The sequence below is a fragment of the Lysinibacillus sp. GJ-1 genome, assembly GCF_021166035.1.
In the GTDB taxonomy this organism is placed as follows: domain Bacteria; phylum Bacillota; class Bacilli; order Bacillales_A; family Planococcaceae; genus Lysinibacillus; species Lysinibacillus sphaericus.
Genome location: NZ_CP088912.1, coordinates 4,648,984 through 4,667,994, shown reverse-complemented (window position 1 = coordinate 4,667,994; position 19,011 = coordinate 4,648,984). Strand labels below are relative to the sequence as shown.

At 36.4% G+C, this 19,011-nt stretch carries 19 protein-coding genes; 14 read left to right on the top strand and 5 right to left on the bottom strand.

What is annotated here, in order from left to right:
• Positions 1-4: 4 nt before the first annotated feature.
• Together dnaB and LO754_RS23270 are read left to right on the top strand one after the other, a co-directional pair.
• Positions 5-1,366, top strand: a complete 1,362-nt coding sequence (dnaB, locus tag LO754_RS23275; RefSeq protein ID WP_024364653.1) for a replicative DNA helicase — start codon at positions 5-7, stop codon at positions 1,364-1,366.
• A 189-nt stretch (positions 1,367-1,555) separates the two neighbouring features.
• On the top strand, positions 1,556-2,845 hold the full coding sequence (locus tag LO754_RS23270) for an adenylosuccinate synthase (protein WP_231785344.1): 1,290 nt from the start codon (positions 1,556-1,558) through the stop codon (positions 2,843-2,845).
• Positions 2,846-3,113: 268 nt separating this feature from the next.
• On the opposite strand, the gene LO754_RS23265 is transcribed toward LO754_RS23270, so the two are convergent.
• Positions 3,114-3,926 carry a YitT family protein gene (locus tag LO754_RS23265; RefSeq protein ID WP_231786378.1) on the bottom strand — a complete coding sequence of 271 codons (813 nt, stop codon included), beginning with the start codon at positions 3,924-3,926 and terminating at the stop codon, positions 3,114-3,116.
• Between the two features lie 401 nt (positions 3,927-4,327).
• Here LO754_RS23265 and LO754_RS23260 point away from each other — a divergent pair, with 401 nt between their 5' ends.
• The 9 genes from LO754_RS23260 (at position 4,328) to rlmH (ending at position 13,984) form a co-directional block, all read left to right on the top strand.
• A complete protein-coding gene (locus LO754_RS23260) occupies positions 4,328-5,794 on the top strand; it encodes a M23 family metallopeptidase (protein WP_229388109.1) in 1,467 nt (488 codons plus the stop codon).
• Between the two features lie 203 nt (positions 5,795-5,997).
• Positions 5,998-6,711, top strand: a complete 714-nt coding sequence (gene yycF, locus LO754_RS23255; RefSeq protein ID WP_024364334.1) for a response regulator YycF — start codon at positions 5,998-6,000, stop codon at positions 6,709-6,711.
• Positions 6,712-6,716: 5 nt separating this feature from the next.
• The gene (gene walK / locus LO754_RS23250) at positions 6,717-8,582 is read left to right on the top strand and encodes a cell wall metabolism sensor histidine kinase WalK (RefSeq protein ID WP_024364333.1); all 1,866 of its coding nucleotides are present in this window, start codon (positions 6,717-6,719) and stop codon (positions 8,580-8,582) included.
• Positions 8,579-9,895 (top strand): YycH family regulatory protein, encoded by a 1,317-nt coding sequence (locus LO754_RS23245; protein WP_025220898.1) that lies wholly within the window; start codon positions 8,579-8,581, stop codon positions 9,893-9,895. The genes walK and LO754_RS23245 overlap by 4 nt, the downstream gene beginning before the upstream one ends.
• Positions 9,882-10,715 (top strand): two-component system regulatory protein YycI, encoded by an 834-nt coding sequence (locus LO754_RS23240; RefSeq protein ID WP_231785343.1) that lies wholly within the window; start codon positions 9,882-9,884, stop codon positions 10,713-10,715. The genes LO754_RS23245 and LO754_RS23240 overlap by 14 nt, the downstream gene beginning before the upstream one ends.
• A 2-nt stretch (positions 10,716-10,717) precedes the next feature.
• Positions 10,718-11,506 carry an MBL fold metallo-hydrolase gene (locus LO754_RS23235; protein WP_231785342.1) on the top strand — a complete coding sequence of 263 codons (789 nt, stop codon included), beginning with the start codon at positions 10,718-10,720 and terminating at the stop codon, positions 11,504-11,506.
• 182 nt (positions 11,507-11,688) lie between these two features.
• Positions 11,689-12,987 (top strand): trypsin-like peptidase domain-containing protein, encoded by a 1,299-nt coding sequence (locus LO754_RS23230; RefSeq protein WP_305068878.1) that lies wholly within the window; start codon positions 11,689-11,691, stop codon positions 12,985-12,987.
• 262 nt (positions 12,988-13,249) lie between these two features.
• Positions 13,250-13,414 (top strand): CxxH/CxxC protein, encoded by a 165-nt coding sequence (locus LO754_RS23225; RefSeq protein WP_036205521.1) that lies wholly within the window; start codon positions 13,250-13,252, stop codon positions 13,412-13,414.
• 90 nt (positions 13,415-13,504) lie between these two features.
• Positions 13,505-13,984, top strand: coding sequence for a 23S rRNA (pseudouridine(1915)-N(3))-methyltransferase RlmH (rlmH, locus tag LO754_RS23220; protein WP_024364328.1), 480 nt, complete (start codon positions 13,505-13,507; stop codon positions 13,982-13,984).
• Between the two features lie 60 nt (positions 13,985-14,044).
• On the opposite strand, the gene LO754_RS23215 is transcribed toward rlmH, so the two are convergent.
• Positions 14,045-14,713, bottom strand: coding sequence for a phosphoribulokinase (locus LO754_RS23215; protein ID WP_231786376.1), 669 nt, complete (start codon positions 14,711-14,713; stop codon positions 14,045-14,047).
• A gap of 170 nt (positions 14,714-14,883) precedes the next feature.
• On the opposite strand from LO754_RS23215, the gene LO754_RS23210 reads away from it, so the two are divergent.
• The 3 genes from LO754_RS23210 (at position 14,884) to LO754_RS23200 (ending at position 17,795) form a co-directional block, all read left to right on the top strand.
• A complete protein-coding gene (locus LO754_RS23210) occupies positions 14,884-15,624 on the top strand; it encodes a MerR family transcriptional regulator (RefSeq protein ID WP_024364325.1) in 741 nt (246 codons plus the stop codon).
• Positions 15,617-17,326, top strand: coding sequence for an ABC transporter ATP-binding protein (locus LO754_RS23205; protein WP_231785341.1), 1,710 nt, complete (start codon positions 15,617-15,619; stop codon positions 17,324-17,326). Before LO754_RS23210 ends, LO754_RS23205 begins: the two co-directional genes overlap by 8 nt.
• Positions 17,327-17,585: 259 nt before the next feature.
• On the top strand, positions 17,586-17,795 hold the full coding sequence (locus tag LO754_RS23200; protein ID WP_024364324.1) for a TM2 domain-containing protein: 210 nt from the start codon (positions 17,586-17,588) through the stop codon (positions 17,793-17,795).
• Positions 17,796-17,946: 151 nt separating this feature from the next.
• Here the strand turns inward: LO754_RS23200 and LO754_RS23195 are convergent, their stop codons facing one another.
• From LO754_RS23195 to LO754_RS23185, 3 genes are read right to left on the bottom strand one after another with little or no spacing between them, the layout of a single operon-like run.
• Positions 17,947-18,273: a zinc-ribbon domain-containing protein gene (locus LO754_RS23195; RefSeq protein WP_024364323.1), complete on the bottom strand. Its 327-nt coding sequence runs from the start codon at positions 18,271-18,273 to the stop codon at positions 17,947-17,949.
• 18 nt (positions 18,274-18,291) lie between these two features.
• Complete coding sequence (locus LO754_RS23190) at positions 18,292-18,711, bottom strand: zinc ribbon domain-containing protein (RefSeq protein ID WP_024364322.1); 420 nt, start codon at positions 18,709-18,711, stop codon at positions 18,292-18,294.
• Positions 18,712-18,726: 15 nt separating this feature from the next.
• A complete protein-coding gene (locus tag LO754_RS23185) occupies positions 18,727-19,008 on the bottom strand; it encodes a zinc-ribbon domain-containing protein (RefSeq protein ID WP_024364321.1) in 282 nt (93 codons plus the stop codon).
• Between the last annotated feature and the right edge of the window lie 3 nt (positions 19,009-19,011).

Sequence of the window (19,011 nt, the reverse complement as noted above, 5' to 3'; positions counted from 1 at the left end):
ATCCATGAACGAACCGATGATAGACCGCGTTCCACCGCATAACCGGGAAGCGGAGCAATCGGTTATCGGTGCAATTTTTCTAGAACCACAGGCACTAATCACAGCATCGGAAATTCTGTTAGCTGATGATTTTTACCAAAACGCGCATAAGAAGATTTTTGAGACCATGTTGCGTTTAAGTGATCAAGGAAAAGCGATAGATGTTGTAACAGTTACTGAGGAATTATCAGCAAAAAAAGAGATTGAGGATGTTGGCGGGCTATCGTATTTACTAGAGCTCGCCAATGCTGTCCCTACGGCAGCAAACGTTGCTCACTATGCCAAAATCGTTGAGGAAAAAGCGTTATTACGTCGTTTAATCCGTGTAGCTACAAAAATAGTTGAAGATGGCTACACACGTGAGGACGAGGTAGAGGCATTACTCGGCGAAGCAGAGAAGAAAATGATGGAGGTCGCCAACCGCAAAAATGCTGGCGACTTTAAACATGTAAAAGATGTTTTAGTCGAGACATTCGATAATATCGAGCAGCTTCAATCACGTAAGGGCGATGTAACAGGTATTCCAACAGGTTTCCGTGATTTAGACCATATTACAGCAGGCTTCCAACGCAATGACTTGATTATTGTTGCGGCACGACCTTCTGTAGGGAAAACGGCTTTTGCGTTAAATGTTGCACAAAGTGTAGCTGTACAAGCACGTGAAAATGTTGCCATCTTCTCATTAGAGATGGGTGCTGAGCAGCTTGTCATGCGTATGCTATGTGCCGAAGGAAATATTGATGCACAAGTTTTACGTACAGGTGCTTTAACTACCGAAGATTGGGGTAAACTAACGATGGCAATGGGGAGTTTATCGAATTCAGGTATTTTTATTGATGACACGCCAGGTGTCCGTATCAATGAAATTCGAGCAAAGTGTAGACGTTTAGCACAAGAGCATGGACTTGGAATGATTCTAATCGATTACTTACAGCTTATTCAGGGTAGTGGGAAGCCTGGAGAGAACCGTCAACAAGAAGTATCAGAAATCTCACGTTCATTAAAAGGATTAGCACGTGAGTTAAAGGTACCAGTAATTGCACTATCACAGCTTTCGCGTGGTGTGGAGCAACGTCAGGATAAGCGACCAATGATGAGTGACTTACGTGAATCAGGAAGTATTGAGCAGGATGCCGATATTGTTGCCTTCTTATATCGTGATGACTATTACGATAAAGAGTCCGAGAGTAAAAATATGATTGAAATTATTATTGCTAAACAGCGTAACGGTCCTACAGGAACAGTTACACTTGCTTTTAAAAAGGAATTCAATAAATTTATAAACGTGGATTGGTCACAAATGCCACCACCGCCACCACGTGATTAGTAATATTTATCTATAAATGAGATAATATTCATACCATTCCGTCATTAAACACGAACGTTAAATCATAGTAATTGATTTTATGTTCGTGTTTTTAACTATTTTTTTATTGACGAGTTGTTTCTAACATTGTTACAATAATTTACGGCTTGATTAATGAGATACAATACGTATCTAACGGAGGTGCTGATTATGACATCAGTTGTAGTTGTAGGAACACAGTGGGGAGACGAAGGTAAAGGTAAAATTACAGATTTCCTTTCACAAAAGGCAGATGCTATTGCCCGCTTTGCAGGTGGCGATAACGCTGGACATACCATTAAAATTAATGGTGAAACATATAAGTTACATTTAATCCCATCAGGTATTTTCTACAAAGAAAAAACATCTGTAATGGGAAATGGGATGGTTGTTAACCCAAAATCACTTGTAACAGAATTAAAAGGACTGCAGGAACGAGGCATCAATACAGAAAATCTTCGAATTTCAAATCGTGCCCATGTCATTTTACCATATCATATTAAACAAGATATCGCAGATGAAGAAAGCCGTGGCGATAACAAAATCGGTACAACTTGTAAAGGTATCGGACCTTGCTATCAAGATAAAGTAGCACGTATCGGTATCCGTATGGCTGATTTATTAGATAAAGAAGTATTTGAAGAAAAACTACGTCATAATTTAGCAATTAAAAATAAGTTGTTCGAGAAATTTTATGAAGTGGAAGGTGTAACATTCGAAGAAATCTTCGAAGAATATTACGGTTATGGACAAGAAATCGCAAAATATGTTACAGATACTTCAAAAATTTTAAATGATGTATTAGATGAAGGTGGCAGAGTATTATTTGAAGGGGCACAAGGTATTTTACTTGATGTCGATCAAGGGACTTATCCATTTGTTACTTCTTCAAACCCTGTTGCTGGTGGTGTAGCGATTGGTGCAGGTATTGGCCCATCAAAAGTTTCAAGTGTTATTGGAGTATGTAAAGCCTATACATCACGTGTAGGAGATGGCCCATTCCCAACTGAATTATTTGACGAAGTTGGTCAGCAAATTCGTGAAGTAGGTCGCGAATATGGTACAACGACTGGACGCCCTCGTCGTGTAGGCTGGTTTGATACAGTTGTCGTTCGCCATTCACGCCGTGTAAGTGGTATTACGCATTTAGCATTAAATTCAATTGATGTTTTATCAGGTTTAGACACTGTAAAAATCTGTACAGCTTATAAATATAAAGATGAAACAATTACAGAGTACCCAGCAAATCTTCATATTATTGAACAATGTGAACCTATTTATGAGGAGCTTCCAGGCTGGTCAGAAGATGTTACAGGCTGCCGCACATTAGAAGAGTTACCAGAGAATGCACGACGCTATGTAGAACGTGTAAGTGAATTAACGGGCATTCAAATTGCTACCTTCTCTGTCGGCTCTGGTCGTGAACAAACAAATGTATTAGTAGACATTTGGGAAGCATAATCAAGAGACGAGGATCAATTTTAAAAAGAGGGAAAAATCTCCACTGTTTAAAATGAATGGAACCTTATAGTTGTTGGTAGCGAAGGCGGGCGACTCCTGCGGGAACGCACAGCACGTAAGACGCAACAAGCCGCGCGACAGCGAGGGTTGCGGCTTACGGTGTGCCCGCGGAAAGCATCCGCCGTAGCGGACAACAACGGACATAGTAAAGTGTTAGATTGATTTGAGTCAATCTAACACTTTTTCTCTTTTGTCCAAGTTGTGCTTTTTAGTGAATATCCTTCTTCTTGAAGTGGCCACCTTTAACTTCTGCAATATTCCCTATTGCAAGGAATGCATGGTCGTCTATTTCCGCAACAATTGTTTTCAATTTTGATTCTTCCAAGCGTGTAATAACGGTAAAAATAACTTTTTTGTCGTTGCCTGTGTAGGCCTCCTCCCCGTGAAGAAAAGTAACCCCACGACCAAGTCGATCCATAATAGTTTGACCAATTTCTTCAATTTCATCACTGATAATATAAACAGATTTTGACTCTTCCATCCCTTGTATAACAATATCAATCATTTTATAGGCTATATAATAGGCAATGATAGAGTACATAGCTTGCTCCCATGTGAAAACAAAACCTGCAATGGTAAAAATCAGTACATTGAAGAACATAATAATCTCTCCGACTGAGAATGGAGATTTTCTATTAAATAAAATGGCTAAAATTTCAGTTCCATCTAAAGAACCACCGTAACGTATAACGATACCGACACCAATACCTAAAATCATGCCACCAAAAACTGTCGCAAGTAAAGTGTCTGTTGTAAATGGTTCAAGATTATGTAAGAAGATTGTGGTTACGGAGAGCACTGTGATGCCAAGCCCTGTAGAAAGTGCAAATGTTTTACCAATCTGTTTATAGCCTAAAAAGATAAAAGGTAAGTTTAAAACGAAGATGAAAATACCTAGGGGTAAGCTTAATAAATGCGAGGTAATAATGGAAACACCAACGATTCCTCCGTCCATAATGTGGTTGGGTACTAAAAATAGCTCTAGTCCTAATGCCATAATGATAGCACCTATGGCAACCATAACAATTCGGGCGGTTATTTTCCGAATTGTATTCTTTTTTTGCTGTCTTGCTTTAGCTATCTTAGTGGTCTGTGAATCACTCAAATCAATCGCTCCAATCAACTAGTATACGTCTCTTACTCTATTTTATCGAAATATTGAAAAAGTAAAAAGAAATATGTTTAAATACTCATTTAAAACAAAATAATAAGGATAATACTTCCTAATTTAAAAATAAAAGGAGTGAGAATAAGATTATCAAATATAAGATTTATGTAACAATTCGTAGAGAAATAATACATTTTCATTACAAAAGGGATAAAACATTCAAACGACATTTTCTTTATGGTACATTATAGTGGTGCAAAATCTTTGTGGGTAATTAAACCTATGTTAGGCTAAAGTTGGAAGGGGCTTTATTGATGAGTTCGTCTTGTAATAAAAAAGAAGAAAGCAATCGATTCACCTACAATTTTTCTTCTTTTAAAAAAGTGTCAATTATTGCGGTACTAATGGCTAGTTTCACAATAAGCGCAGGCTTTACAAAAGAAAATAATCATAAAGAAACACTAAATAAAATATATCATGTATATGTAGAAAATGAATATATGGGTGCTGTATCTGATGACAAAGCTGTTCAAGAAATAATTGCATTGAAAGAACAGCAAGCAAGTAATCAGTATAAAGACTTATTAATCGATGCTAACTCGGTTGTGAAAATAATACCAGAGCAAGTGTTTAGTAATGAAACAAAGGATGCAGAAACTTTGGCAAAATTAGAGCAATCATTAGTTGCACAATCACCTGCCTTTGCATTACTAGTAGATAATAAGCCAATCACCTTTTTAAAAGATGCGAAAGCCTATGAAGAAACAATTCGCTTATTAAAGCTACAATATGTTTCTCAACCAGCGTTAGATGATTTACTTGCTAACCAACAATCTATAAATGAATTACCAGCTTTACAGTCTGGTGAATCACGCCTGTTAAATATTGCGTTTAAACAAGGTGTTTCAGGTGTAACACAAAAAGTAAATCCTAATGCCATTGTATCGCCTGAAGAGGCAGTGAAATACTTAATGACAGGATCCCTTGAGCAAAAAGAATATAAAATTCAATCAGGGGATGTATTAGGAGCAGTCGCTAAAAAACATAATTTAACAACTGCTGAATTAATTGAATTAAATCCTGGTCTGACAGTAGATACCGTGTTACAAATAGGACAAGCACTAAATGTTACGGTTGCAAAACCATTTGTAACTATTGAAGTAAAACAAGAAAAGACCGTTACAGATACAATTCCATTTAAAAAAATAATGAAAGAAGACCCTACAATGTACAAAGGGGAGTCCGTTATAAAACAACAAGGCGTTAACGGGAAAAAGGAAACCTCTTACTTAATCACGACTGAAAATGGCACACGTACCTCTAAAGTAGCTTTAGAAGAAAAAGTGTTACAACAACCAGTGGATCATATTGAAGTAGTAGGGACAAAAGTAATCTCGTCTCGTGGAACGGGTGAGTTTGTTTGGCCAACAGTCGGAGGCTATGTATCTAGTGTTATGGGACAACGTTGGGGTGATATCCATCGCGGAATCGACATTGCTCGTCCTAGTAACTACAATATACTAGCTTCAGATAATGGTGTAGTAGTAGCTGCTGGCGTTTCGGGTACCTATGGTAATCGCATTGTTATTAATCATAAAAACGGCTATACAACGCTTTATGGACACTTATCTTCTATAAAGGTTAGCGTTGGGCAGGTTGTTGAAAAAGGTTCTGTTATTGGAATTATGGGCTCTACAGGAAATTCAACAGGTACACATTTACACTTTGAAGTTGAGAAAAATGGTGAGCTGGTCAATCCTTTATCATATGTAGGTCAGTAATTGTAAAAGGCAGTCCAAATAGTGGGCTGCTTTTTTGTATAGTAAGCATAAAAAAACTAAATTATTTCCCAAGAAATAATTGTCGAAATACGGAAACTGTTTGTGAATAATGCATGGAAGCAAAAAGCATGTTACAGTTAAGAGTAGTAACTTTACAAATACACATTGTTTAGAATAGATGAATAGCGAAAGGGAGAGAATGTATGAGTAAAACAATTTTAGTTGTTGACGATGAGAAACCAATCGCAGATATTTTACAGTTTAATTTAATTAAAGAAGGCTACAAAGTAATTTGTGCGTATGATGGAGATGAGGCATTAGAAAAGGTTGAGGAAGAGCAGCCAGATTTAATGCTGTTAGATATAATGTTACCAAAAAGAGATGGTATGGAAGTTTGTAGAGAAATTCGAAAAAAATACGATTTCCCTATTATTATGTTAACCGCTAAAGGCTCAGAGATTGATAAAGTATTAGGGTTAGAAATGGGTGCGGATGATTACGTAACGAAGCCCTTTAGTACTCGTGAGTTAATCGCGCGTGTGAAAGCGAATATGCGTCGCCTTCAAGTAGTAGCTCCTGCAGCAGAGGAAGAAGAGGAAACATCCAATGAGATTGTAGTAGGCTCTCTTGTTATTCAACCTGACGCTTATCAGGTGATGAAGCGCGATGAAGCAATTGAATTAACACATCGTGAGTTTGAATTGCTACATTATTTAGGAAAACATATTGGACAAGTGATGACGCGTGAGCATCTTTTACAAACTGTATGGGGTTACGATTATTTCGGTGACGTACGTACAGTCGATGTAACGATTCGTCGCCTTCGTGAAAAGATCGAGGATAATCCAAGTCATCCGGCATGGATTGTCACTAGACGTGGCGTAGGGTATTATTTACGAAATCCTGAACAGGAGTAAAGGAAATGCAGAAAGTAAGCTTCTTTAAATCAATTCATGTCAAGCTTGTACTAATTTATATTTTGTTGATTATGTTGGCGTTACAAATTATAGGCATCTATTTTGCAAAGCAACTAGAGGAAAATTTGAAAAGTAATTTTCAAGAGTCTATTTTTCAGCGTGTAGATTTGATGCAATATAGCATTCGTGAAGAAATTTTAAAAGAACGCGATGAAAGTATGCCTTCACTTGAGGAAAGTTTGAAATCCATTGTAAAAGAATTTTCCACAGGGTTGAAGGATGTTTCGACAGGCGATATTTTAGAAATTCGCGTAATTGATAGTAGACAGCGTATACTTGCAACTTCAGAAGTAGATAATCAAAATTTAATAGGACAACGTTCGAATACAGACCTTGTCCGTCGAGCAATATCAGCCGAAACACTATTTGATCTGATAAAATTGGACAATAAAACGAGAAATCGAGTATGGGTGTTGGCAACGCCAATTCGTGATGGCGCTGGACCTGATGATGAAATTATTGGGGTGCTATACATTGAAGCAAATATTGAATCTGTTTTTGAGCAGATGAGTGATATTAACCGTATTTTCCTAGGGGGTACCGCTGTATCATTAGTGGTTACTATTTTCTTAGGCATTTTAGTAGCGCGTACTATTACGCAGCCGATTGCTGATATGCGTAAACAAGCACAAGCCATGGCGAAAGGGAACTTTTCTCGTAAAGTACGAGTCTATGGAACTGACGAGATTGGCCAACTGGCTACTACATTTAACCACTTAACCAATCGATTGCAAGAGTCTCAATCGACGACAGAGGCTGAACGACGGAAACTTCATTCGGTCCTTAGTAATATGACCGATGGTGTAATTGCAACAGACCGTAAAGGACGCATTATTCTTATTAATGATCCAGCCTTAGAGTTATTGCATATTTCGAGGGATATCACATTGGGACGTCCAATCGCTTCGGTGTTAGGCATCGACCAAGAATATAGCTTTGAGGATTTAATCCATATGAATGATGCCGTCAATTTGGATTTTAGCACATCAGAGGCACCGTATATTTTACGTGCCAATTTCTCGGTAATTCAAAAAGAAACAGGGTTTATTAATGGGTTAATTACTGTACTTCATGATATTACGGAGCAGGAAAAGATTGAAATGGAGCGTAGAGAGTTTGTATCGAATGTCTCACACGAACTTCGTACACCATTAACAACGATGCGTAGTTACCTTGAGGCATTAATTGATGGGGCTTGGAAAGACGAAAATATAGCACCTACATTTTTAAATGTTACGCAAACAGAGACAGAGCGAATGATTCGTTTAGTGAATGATTTACTACAATTATCACGAATGGATAGTAGTAATTACAAATTGAACACAGATATTGTGTTATTTAATTCATTCTTTAATCGGATTATCGATCGCTTTGAAATGTCTAAATCAGAAAATGTAACATTTGAACGATTACTTCCAGAGACATCCTATTACGTTGAAATTGATACGGATAAGGTGACGCAAGTAATTGATAATGTGATCTCAAATGCAATAAAATATTCTCCAGATGGGGGTAGTGTACGTTTTGGTTTTACCGTTCAAGGAGATACACTGAAGGTCATGATTTCGGATGATGGCATGGGTATTCCAAAAGAAAATGTAGGGCGTATTTTTGATCGTTTTTATCGGGTGGATCGCGCCCGTGCACGCTCTATGGGTGGTACAGGTCTTGGGCTAGCGATTGCGCGAGAAATGATTGAAGCACATGGTGGGAAGATTTGGGCTGAAAGTGAAGAAGGATATGGGACAACCGTTTTCTTCACATTACCATTTGAATTAGACGATTTTGACGAGGCAGGTGAGTGGGAATGAAATATATAGAACCGGTAAAATCCATTGTTTTATTTCTACTCGTTATGCTAAGTGTTGTGCTAACCTTTATTATTTGGACATATACGCCTGATTACAAAGTAATTGAGCAAACAGAAGGTAAGGAAATTTTAATTGGAACACAAAAGAAAATAGAAGATGTTATTAAGCCGTATAAAACTCTTTATAGCAGTGATGAAGAATTAACAGGTACTGTATCAAACGGCGTCATGAAAGATATTATGAATATCTTTCATGGTTGGAACATCCTAGACCTAGTTCGAGTGAACAATAATATTTCACCAGAAAATGTTAATGAGATGATACGTGCTAATAACCGTATGACTGTATTTTTTGCTGGGGAAATTCCATTTTCAGAGCTAGGTACAATTTTTAACTTTGGTGAAAAAGAGTTACCAGAGACAACGTTTAATCGCATTATAATCGATTGGACAAATTACGCTAACAAAGAAGTACAAATGTATTTCATTAGTAGCTCTAACAAAACTCTGTTACGCTCACATGTAAGTATTACAAATGCCAATCAATTTGCAAAAGATATTATTGAACCATCTAAACTGCATAGTACGTATAAAGAAGTGGAACGAGATGGCTATACGTCGCTTTACGTGCCAAATGATACAATTGAATCTGTAAAATATACGTATTATATGAATGAACTTTCACCTGAATTATTTAAAAATGTCTTATTTTCAGAGCCAAACGTTGTACAGCGTAATGTAGAAAGTGCGACATTTGAAAAATATACCGATGGCTTTTCTCTAATGACTGTGGATACAAGGTTTAAATCATTGACTTATGTATATCCAGCGGCAGAAAGTAGTGAACGCATAGAGCCATCGAAACTCTTCCGAGATAGTTTTGAATTTATCAATGAGCACGGAGGCTTTACAACAGATTACCGCTATGTATCAAGCAATCCAAGTAAAAATCAAATCGAGTACCAGCTGTATTTACAAGGGTTCCCCGTCTATAGTGATCAAGCAAGTACGCGAATCAAAACGGTATGGGGAGATACCCGCATTTTCCGCTACAATCGTCCATACTTCTCTTTAGACATATCGGAAAAAGAGATTAAAGAACTGCCATCTGGTACAGAAATCGTTGAAAAAATTCATAAACTTAATAATATTGTATTATCAGATATCGATGAAATTGCTGTTGGATATTATTTAACACAAGATGAAAATTTAAGATTATTTACATTAGAGCCAAGCTGGTTTGTTATTCGCAATGGTTCATGGGTTTTACTGACACCTGAGATGCTTGGGGGTGTAAAAAATGGATTGGAATAGAACAAAATCCATTTTTATAGTTGTCTTTTTAATATTAAATATATTCTTATATTCATTGTATGTTAATCGTTACAATGAGGCGCAAAGTGTTGAAGTAACAGGTGAGAAAACGATAGATGCTCGATTGAAAGAGGATAATATTACGTATGGTATACTGCCGAATAATGTGGAATCAGCTACCTTTATTAAGGGTAAAGTCCACACTTTTAAGGCTGCTGATTTTACTAATTCTAATCATCGCGTAAATAATTTAGATGCAAAATTAGAAGGAAAAGAGGCGCATGTCATTCTCGTAAATCCAGTAAAATTGCGAAATGTTAATGACGATGCCAGTTTCACAGAATTTGTGCAAGCAAATATTAAAGAAGGCAGTTCCTATGGATTATGGAAGGTTAATCGTGAAGAGCGTGTAGCCATCTTCTTTCAAAAAACAAATAACCGAATGCTCTATTACAATAAGAGTGGGCTGTTAAAAATACAATGGAATGCCAACGATGAAGTAACGATGTATGAACAAACGATGCTAGACAATATTGAGGAAGTGGAGCAACAACAAAGTGTGCTACCGCCGATTCAAGTGGTGCAAGCATTATACGCAAAAGGGCTTTTAAAGCCAGATTCACATGTTGACAAGATGCAGCTAGGCTATTCCACACTTGTCTATTTAACGCAAACACAAGTACTATTGCCAACATGGGAAGTACGAGTGAAATTAGAAGATGGTGAAATGGAAGAGTATTTTGTTGATGCTGTGGAAGGTAAGATTATTGAAATTCAAGAAGAAAAGCAAGAGGTTGAAGAAGAAGACTGGGGAGTTTAAAGATGCGATTTAGTGTTTTAGCAAGTGGTAGTACAGGCAATTCGATTTATGTAGAGAACGATAATCATGCATTTATTGTCGATGCTGGCTTAAGTGGCAAAAAGATGGAGCAGCTCTTCACAAAAATCGATCGCAATATGAAACAGCTAAGTGGCATTTTAGTTACACATGAGCACAGTGATCATATTAAAGGAATTGGTGTCTTGGCTCGGAAATACAATGTACCGATATATGCAAATGCTAAAACGTGGCAAGCAATGGATGGACTCGTTGGAGATATTCCCCTAGAGCAACGTTTTGAGTTTGAAATGGAGACGGTGAAGCATTTTGGCTCTTTAGCTATAGAATCTTTTGCTGTTTCACATGATGCAGCAGATCCGATGTTTTATTCATTTCATGAAAATGGTCGTAAACTCGTGGTTATTACCGATACAGGCTATGTTAGTGATCGTATGAAGGGCATTATCCGTGGCGCAGATTCCTTCGTGTTTGAAAGTAATCATGATGTCAATATGCTACAAATGGGTCGCTATCCGTGGTCTATAAAACGTCGTATTTTGAGTGATGTAGGACACGTATCGAACGAAGATGCTGCTATTGCAATGAGCGAGGTAGTATTTGAAAAGCCAACGAATATTTATTTAGCCCATTTAAGTAAAGATAATAATATGAAAGAGCTTGCGCGTATGAGTGTGACACAAACGTTGCAATCTTGCGGGATTATCGCAGGTGAGTATGTTCATTTAGTAGATACGGATGCAGAGGAGCCAACAAAGCTAGTAACGGTTTAAGAATAAATCAGGTTCAAGCGTTCATATAAAAAAGAAAAGCTGTTCAATGACATTTTATAGTTAATGCATTGAACAGCTATTTTTTATGTCCATTTTATTTATTTTTCATGTAATTTTAATGTTTGAATCGTATGATAAAGGCAAGAATTAATAGATAGAAGTTGTACGAAAGGATGAGGAACATGAGTTATTTAAATGATGATGACAAAAACAGTGATTTTCTAAATAATGATGAAATCCAAAAATCCCCTCTACAGGAGAGATTGGAACGTGAGGAAAAAGAAATGCAAGCGAAGCGTTCTAAAAAGAAAGACGGCGGTGGAGGAAAAGGTGGCTATTTCTTTAGTGGTCTAATAGGGGTTATTATCGGTGCATTACTCGTGTGGCTAATGCTTCCTGGGCTTGTCAATCAGATGCCGGGGACAACAACAAGTAGTGCTGGTAAAAATGAGCCAACCATCAATCAGGTTGCAACAGAAGTAACAACTGATGTTACAGGTGCTGTAGAAAAAGCATCAGGTGCTGTTGTAGGTATTACCAATATTCAAGAAGTGGCAAGTGGCGGTTTTTGGAATCAGCAAACAACCCAAGATAAAGAAACAGGAAGCGGCTCAGGTGTTATTTATAAAGTAGAAGGTGATACAGCCTTTATCGTCACAAATAATCACGTTATTGAAGGCGCAAAACAGTTAGAAGTAACAATGCAAGACGGCTCAAAAGAAGAGGCACAATTAGTCGGTAGCGATGTTTGGACAGACTTAGCTGTTATTTCAATCAGTGCAAAAGATGTTAAAACAGTGGCGACATTTGGTAACTCAGATGTACTAAAACAAGGTGAAACAGTGATTGCAATCGGGAATCCACTAGGTTTAGAATTTTATGGCTCTGTAACAACAGGTGTTGTTTCAGGTAAAGACCGTTCAGTACCAGTCGATTTAAATGGCGACAAAGTTGCGGATTGGCAACAAGAAGTGTTACAAACAGATGCTGCTATTAACCCTGGTAATAGTGGTGGTGCACTAGTGAACTTAGCTGGTGAATTAATCGGCATCAACTCCATGAAAATTTCCGAATCGTCAGTGGAAGGTCTGGGCTTCTCAATTCCAATCAACTCAGCGATTCCAATTATTCAGGAATTAGAGAAAAATGGAGAAATGAAACGTCCAACGATGGGGATTTCATTAGTCGATTTAACAGACGTACCAGCGTATTACCAACAACAAACATTAAAATTACCTAAAGAAATTACAACAGGTGTTGTCATTACAGATGTTATCGCTAACTCACCAGCTTCAAAAGCAGGCGTGAAACAATATGATGTAATTGTTGAAATGGACGGTAAAAAAATCGAAACTTCGATTGATTTACGTAAGCATTTGTACAACGACAAAAAAATTGGTGATACATTAACAATGAAAGTATACCGCGAAGGTAAGTTAGTGGAATTAACACTAACATTAACAAATAGCGATTCATTGTAATAAGCTAATCGGTGGTAGATGTAAAATCTACTACCGATTTTTAATTTAAAAAATTAATCCGCAAGATGTATTTTACTAAGAGAATTTACAAATATAGATGTGGATAACTAGAAATTTGTGCATAATTACTTTACACAGCAAGTAGCGAGAGAAAGCCTTTCTTTCCTACTTGCTATTCCTTTGTTACAATAGGTTGTGGATAACATAGACCGAATTGTGCATAAGTTTGTGGAAATTTCGGAAAATAAGGAGACATGAAAAAATGGAAAAATTCAGTTGCGAAAAGCATATAGATCACGCTTTAGACATGTTTGTTGCGGAGCAAAAAGTATTCCCAATTATGGATAAAGTAGAAAAGGAAAAAAAGTTATCCACAAAATGTAGTTACTGCGAACAGCCAGCAGAATATATTGTATCAAGTAAATAACTTTACACAATATATAGAAACTACTTGTGGATATGTTGATAACTTTTGTGGATAATTTGTTTGTAAATGAAATGTAAAGGTGGATAACGTGTGAATATAACAATTGTATCAGTCGGAAAACTAAAAGAAAAGTACTTAAAAATGGGGATCGACGAATACGTAAAACGCCTTGGTGGCTATGCCAAAATGGAGTTAACGGAAGTGCCTGATGAAAAAGCACCGGAGCAATTAAGCGAGGCAGAAATGGAAATTGTGAAGAAAAAAGAAGGCGAACGGATCCTTGCAAAACTAAGCCCAGATACATACGTGATCGCCCTTGCCATTAACGGAAAAATGAAAACATCTGAAGAAATGGCAGCCGATATCGAGTCCTTGATGACGTATGGAAAAAGTAAAATTGCCTTTGTCATAGGCGGTTCACTCGGCTTACACGACGACGTCCTCAAACGTGCCGACGAAAAACAATCATTTGGCAAGATGACATTACCACATCAGCTAATGAAGCTAGTCTTGATTGAGCAAATTTACCGAAGCTTTCGCATTATTAAGGGAGAGCCTTATCATAAGTAAGTGCAGTTTTAAAAAAATGCCAGTTAAAACGGTTGTTTTCAACGTTTTAGCTGGCTTTATTTAAATAGTAGGTTCAATGACTTTAACATCAAATGTATTTTTCTCAATAATCGTTGGCTCGGTTTGAGTACTTTTGATAATGACATCGAAATTTTGACTGTATGGATGCATAAAGATTTCGTATTGCATACGGCGATTATTGTGAGATTGCTTTAAATAATCGATAGCCATACCTCTTTCCTCTATATCTCTTACAGCTCTTCTTTCGAATTCTGTATCACCATCAGTATAAAAATATATGAGAAGGTCAAATAATTTTGGATTAGTAAATGCAACGCACATACCTTCTACAATTGTTAACTGGTTTTGTGAAGATAAAATTTCGCTAGGTGAATAATGTGTATCTATCGTTAACAAATCCATATTGTTTTTTATCATACAAATATCTCTTTCTAAAGAGGAGATATTATGTGCTGCAGGATGGCAGGCAGTCATTTTAGAACGATATGAAATTTCTTTATATGTATAATCAATATCAGCATATTTTCGAATTGCTGAATCTACTATATAGGGGTCTGTATTAAGAAAGTTAACATCTGTCTTTAATTCCTCCATTAATAGGTGAGCGAAGGTAGTTTTTCCAGCAGCTCCATGACCGGAAATACCAAGAATGAGTTTCTCATCAGAATTAAGAACCCATGCTTTAATTTGTTGAATTAAATTGTTCATCATCTATCCCCTCTTCAATTTTATTTCTCGGTCAACATTGCTAATAATTATAATATAGAATTTTCATTCACTAAAGAACACGAAATGGGTGTTCTTTTTTATTTATTGAGGAAAGTAGTTGCAACTGACGTAACGATAGATTTTATACTGGAGGAAAGGGAGCTGAAAATATGTATTCAATTGGGCAATTTGCAAAGAAGACAGGGCTAACGGTACGGGCTTTACGGTTTTATAGTGAAAAGGGATTGATAGAACCATGCTATATTTCAGAATCGGGGCATCGTTATTATAATGATGGTAACATAGAGACCCTTCAAAAAATCGTCACATTAAAATATTTAGATTATTCTTTGGAGGAGATAGATGATATTTTACAGAACGGGGAACAGCAGTTAATCGAATCTTTAATGTTTCAAAAACGCCAATTAGAGAAGAAGCGAAATCAAATCGATCGGGTAATTACGAGCTTGGATCAGGCGATTAACATAGGAAAACAAAAAGAAGCCATTGATACATCCATTTTTTTAACGATGATATTTAACTTACTCAAAGAGGATGAGCAACGAGACTATTGGCGAGGTAAGTTACCTGATGAGTTAATCGAGCGACTATACGACTTTTCCGGAATAAACATGATTGAATTTAATCGAAAATACATGGCTTTAGCTAATCAATTGAAGCAGGCATATATCCAACCGATTCAAGATGATTCTTTAAAAGCACTAATGGAGCAGCTATTATCATTAATTCCACAAGATATGGTAGAGGATTTAGTCGAAGTATTAAAGGAATATGAAGATATTGAGCTTAATGATTGGTTATTCCCTACACCTTTTACAAAGGAAGAGGAAGAATGGTTTATTTCGCAGGCTGAACGACTAGGAGTGTATAGGGGGGAAGCTGATGAATAATTCAGTACGAGGCATTTGGCAGCTTGTGAATAGCAATCGATTATCAAAGAAACTGACGATAGGCACTCTTTTACTGAGTATTGTTGAAACACTTATTGGATTGACTGTGCCATTATTTACGATGAGAATGATTAATGATTTTTCAACGATTGGTTTCTCATGGCAGTCCATTTTATTAGTAGGTGTATTTCTTATTTTCCAGGCTGTACTTAGTGGTGTAACGTTTTATATGATGCGTAAGCTTGGGGAAAGAATTGTGGCTAATTTGCGTATGAAGGTATGGGCGCATGTTTTACGGTTACGTATTCCTTACTTTGATGCACATGAATCTGGGGAAACCATGAGCAGAATTACGCAAGATACGAATGTTATTAAGGAACTTATTACAGATCATTTAATTAGTTTTATTTCGGGCTTATTTGCCATCGTGGGTGCGGTAATCATATTAATCATCATTGATTGGAAAATGACATTATTGATGCTAATATCAGTGCCGGTAGCCATTTTATTGACCTTGCCTCTGGGACAACGTATTCATAAAATCGCGAGGGCAAATCAAGATGAGCTTGCTAGTTTTACAGGACAGTTGGGGCGTGTATTAACGAATATACGACTCGTGAAAACGTCACAAACAGAAAATTATGAGCAGCTAAATGGAGAAGAAAAAATCCAACATTTGTATCAATTTGGATTAAAAGAATCAAAAATTTTAGCCGTGTTATCACCCATTATGACGTTTATTATGATGGTGGTACTCATTTTATTATTCGGCTATGGCGGCGCAAAAGTAGCAACAGGTGCGATTACTGCAGGTGAACTTGTAGCAATCATTATTTACCTTGTTCAAATCATTATTCCATTTACACAAATGGCAACATTTTTCACTTCGCTTCAAAAGGCAATGGGTGCAACAGAACGATTACAAGAAATTTTAAATGAACCAATTGAAGGACATGGAAAAAATGCTATTGCGCCTTCCAATGAGTCAATTACTTTTGAAAATGTTGTGTTTCAATACAATGATAATCCAATTTTAAAAGGTATTTCTTTTACGATTCCAGCTGGTAAAACAACCGCATTGGTTAGTGCCAGTGGCGGAGGGAAAACGACAATGTTTTCATTAATAGAACAATTTTATCATGTTACAGAGGGTACTATTCGATTTGGAGAACAGCCAATTGAACAAATCCATTTAAAGGAGTGGCGTAGCTTATTTGGATATGTTTCGCAAGAAGCTCCACTTATGAATGGCACAATTCGCGATAATGTTACATATGGAAAAAGTGATGTTTTAGAAACAGATATTATAGAGGCATTAAAAAATGCCTACGCATGGGATTTTGTTCAACAGTTTGAAAGAGGATTAGATACAGAAGTAGGCGAAGGGGGAATTAAATTATCAGGGGGACAAAGACAACGGATAGCAATCGCACGTGCTTTATTCCGAAATCCAGCAATCCTATTATTAGATGAAGCAACATCTAACCTTGATAATGACTCAGAGCGAGCGGTACAAAAGGCAATAGAGTATGTTATGAAGGGACGTACAACCGTTATTATTGCACACCGTTTATCTACAATTGTACATGCCGATCAAATTTTAGTGTTTGAGGATGGCCTTATTACGGGTTCAGGAAAACATGAGGAACTTCAAGAACATCATACGTATTATAAACAGCTAATTAAACTAATGACACAGTAAAAGATTGCTCTTCGTAAGACATATTCAAAGAAAAATGAATATGTCTTTTTTTATGTTATAAGGCGTTAATAGGTATATTAAGTAAAAAATACCTGTTTGACTGGAACTTATATAGCATATTCTAGTTACTGAATAACTAGAATATAATTATAAAAATGCGGAAAAAGGTATAAGAAAAAAATGTTAAAAAAACCTTAATATGTAATATAATTATTTGGTGGGAACTTATAGTATTTATAAAATTATCGGAGGTATTTTCATGTCAGACAAAAGTTTTGTAGCAACAATATTACTTTGCTTCTTTTTAGGAAGTTTAGGTGTTCACCGTTTTTATGTAGGCAAAATAGGTACAGGGATACTAATGTTTATTACATTAGGCGGTTTAGGTATTTGGACACTAGTAGATTTAATTATAATTATCGTTGGTAAATTTACTGATAAAGACGGCAACCTCGTTAAATCAAATTAAACATAAGAAGTACAATAGTGAATAAAAAACAATGAGTTTGTACATACATTTTACGCTTGTTGCTTTTATTTATAGCAATACATTAAAAGAAGGGAGACTTTTCAATGTCTACCCTTCTTAATTGTTTCATACAGTTAGTGTTCTATTGTAATTAATAGTAATAATAGCTATCATTCATCATTTCAGTTGCAAAGCCTATTACAAATGAAATAATCGCTACAATAATTGAAATAGCTAGACCAATTACCGCGAATATTAAAGCTGATTTTGCTGCTTTTGGCTGTGTATCTTTCCATGCAAAATAGATAATAAAACCAAGTAGAGGGAAACAGCATAAGCTGAGTACATTAATCCAAATATTTGGTGCATCTTCTTTTGCTACAGTCTTTTGTTTGTGAAATGTTAATACGTTAACACCGCAATGTATACAAATTTCGGCATTGTCATCAATGCTAGAACCACAATTAGGACAAAACATTGTAAAACCCCCTACATATTAAAAAAATTCCCATTTGCCAACTTGCTTCCCTTGTCGTTTTTTATTTGCAATCAGGACAGCATCGATCACGTTAATAGGTGTAATAATAAAAGAAGATAATCCTAAGGTTATCAATGTTAATATAAAAGAAACGACTAACATAACTAACCCTTTAAAAATTTGTCCCATTATTATTTGTCCTAATCCAACGAGGAAAAAGCTTAAAATCCCTATAATCGCTGGATGATAAGATTCTGCAGCTTGCGTTTTTTTAATTTCTTTTAGCATAGAGCCGCAAGCAATACACATGGCTTGATTACAATCTACCTTAGAGCCACATGAGTGACAGAAGTTTTTAGTGACGTAAGGTCGTACACCACATTTCGTGCAAATTTCCGTTAACGCAGCAATAGGTTCACTACAGTGAGTACAATACATAACTATGCCCTCGTGCTATTGACTTGCTAGTCCAATAATGAACATTACGATATAGAATAATACGATAACTCCTATGCTAATGAAGAAGAATATTAAAGCGGATTTAGCCGCAACTGGTTTTTCATTTTTCCAAATAAAATACATAATTAATCCAACAAGTGGTACACAGCAAAGTGTAATGATGTTAATACCCCAGTTTGGTTTGTCATCCCCAACTGCATTTTTTACTCGTACACCACAGTGAATACAAATTTCGGCGTGTTCTGAAATTTGCTCGCCACAGTTTCTACAAAACATAAT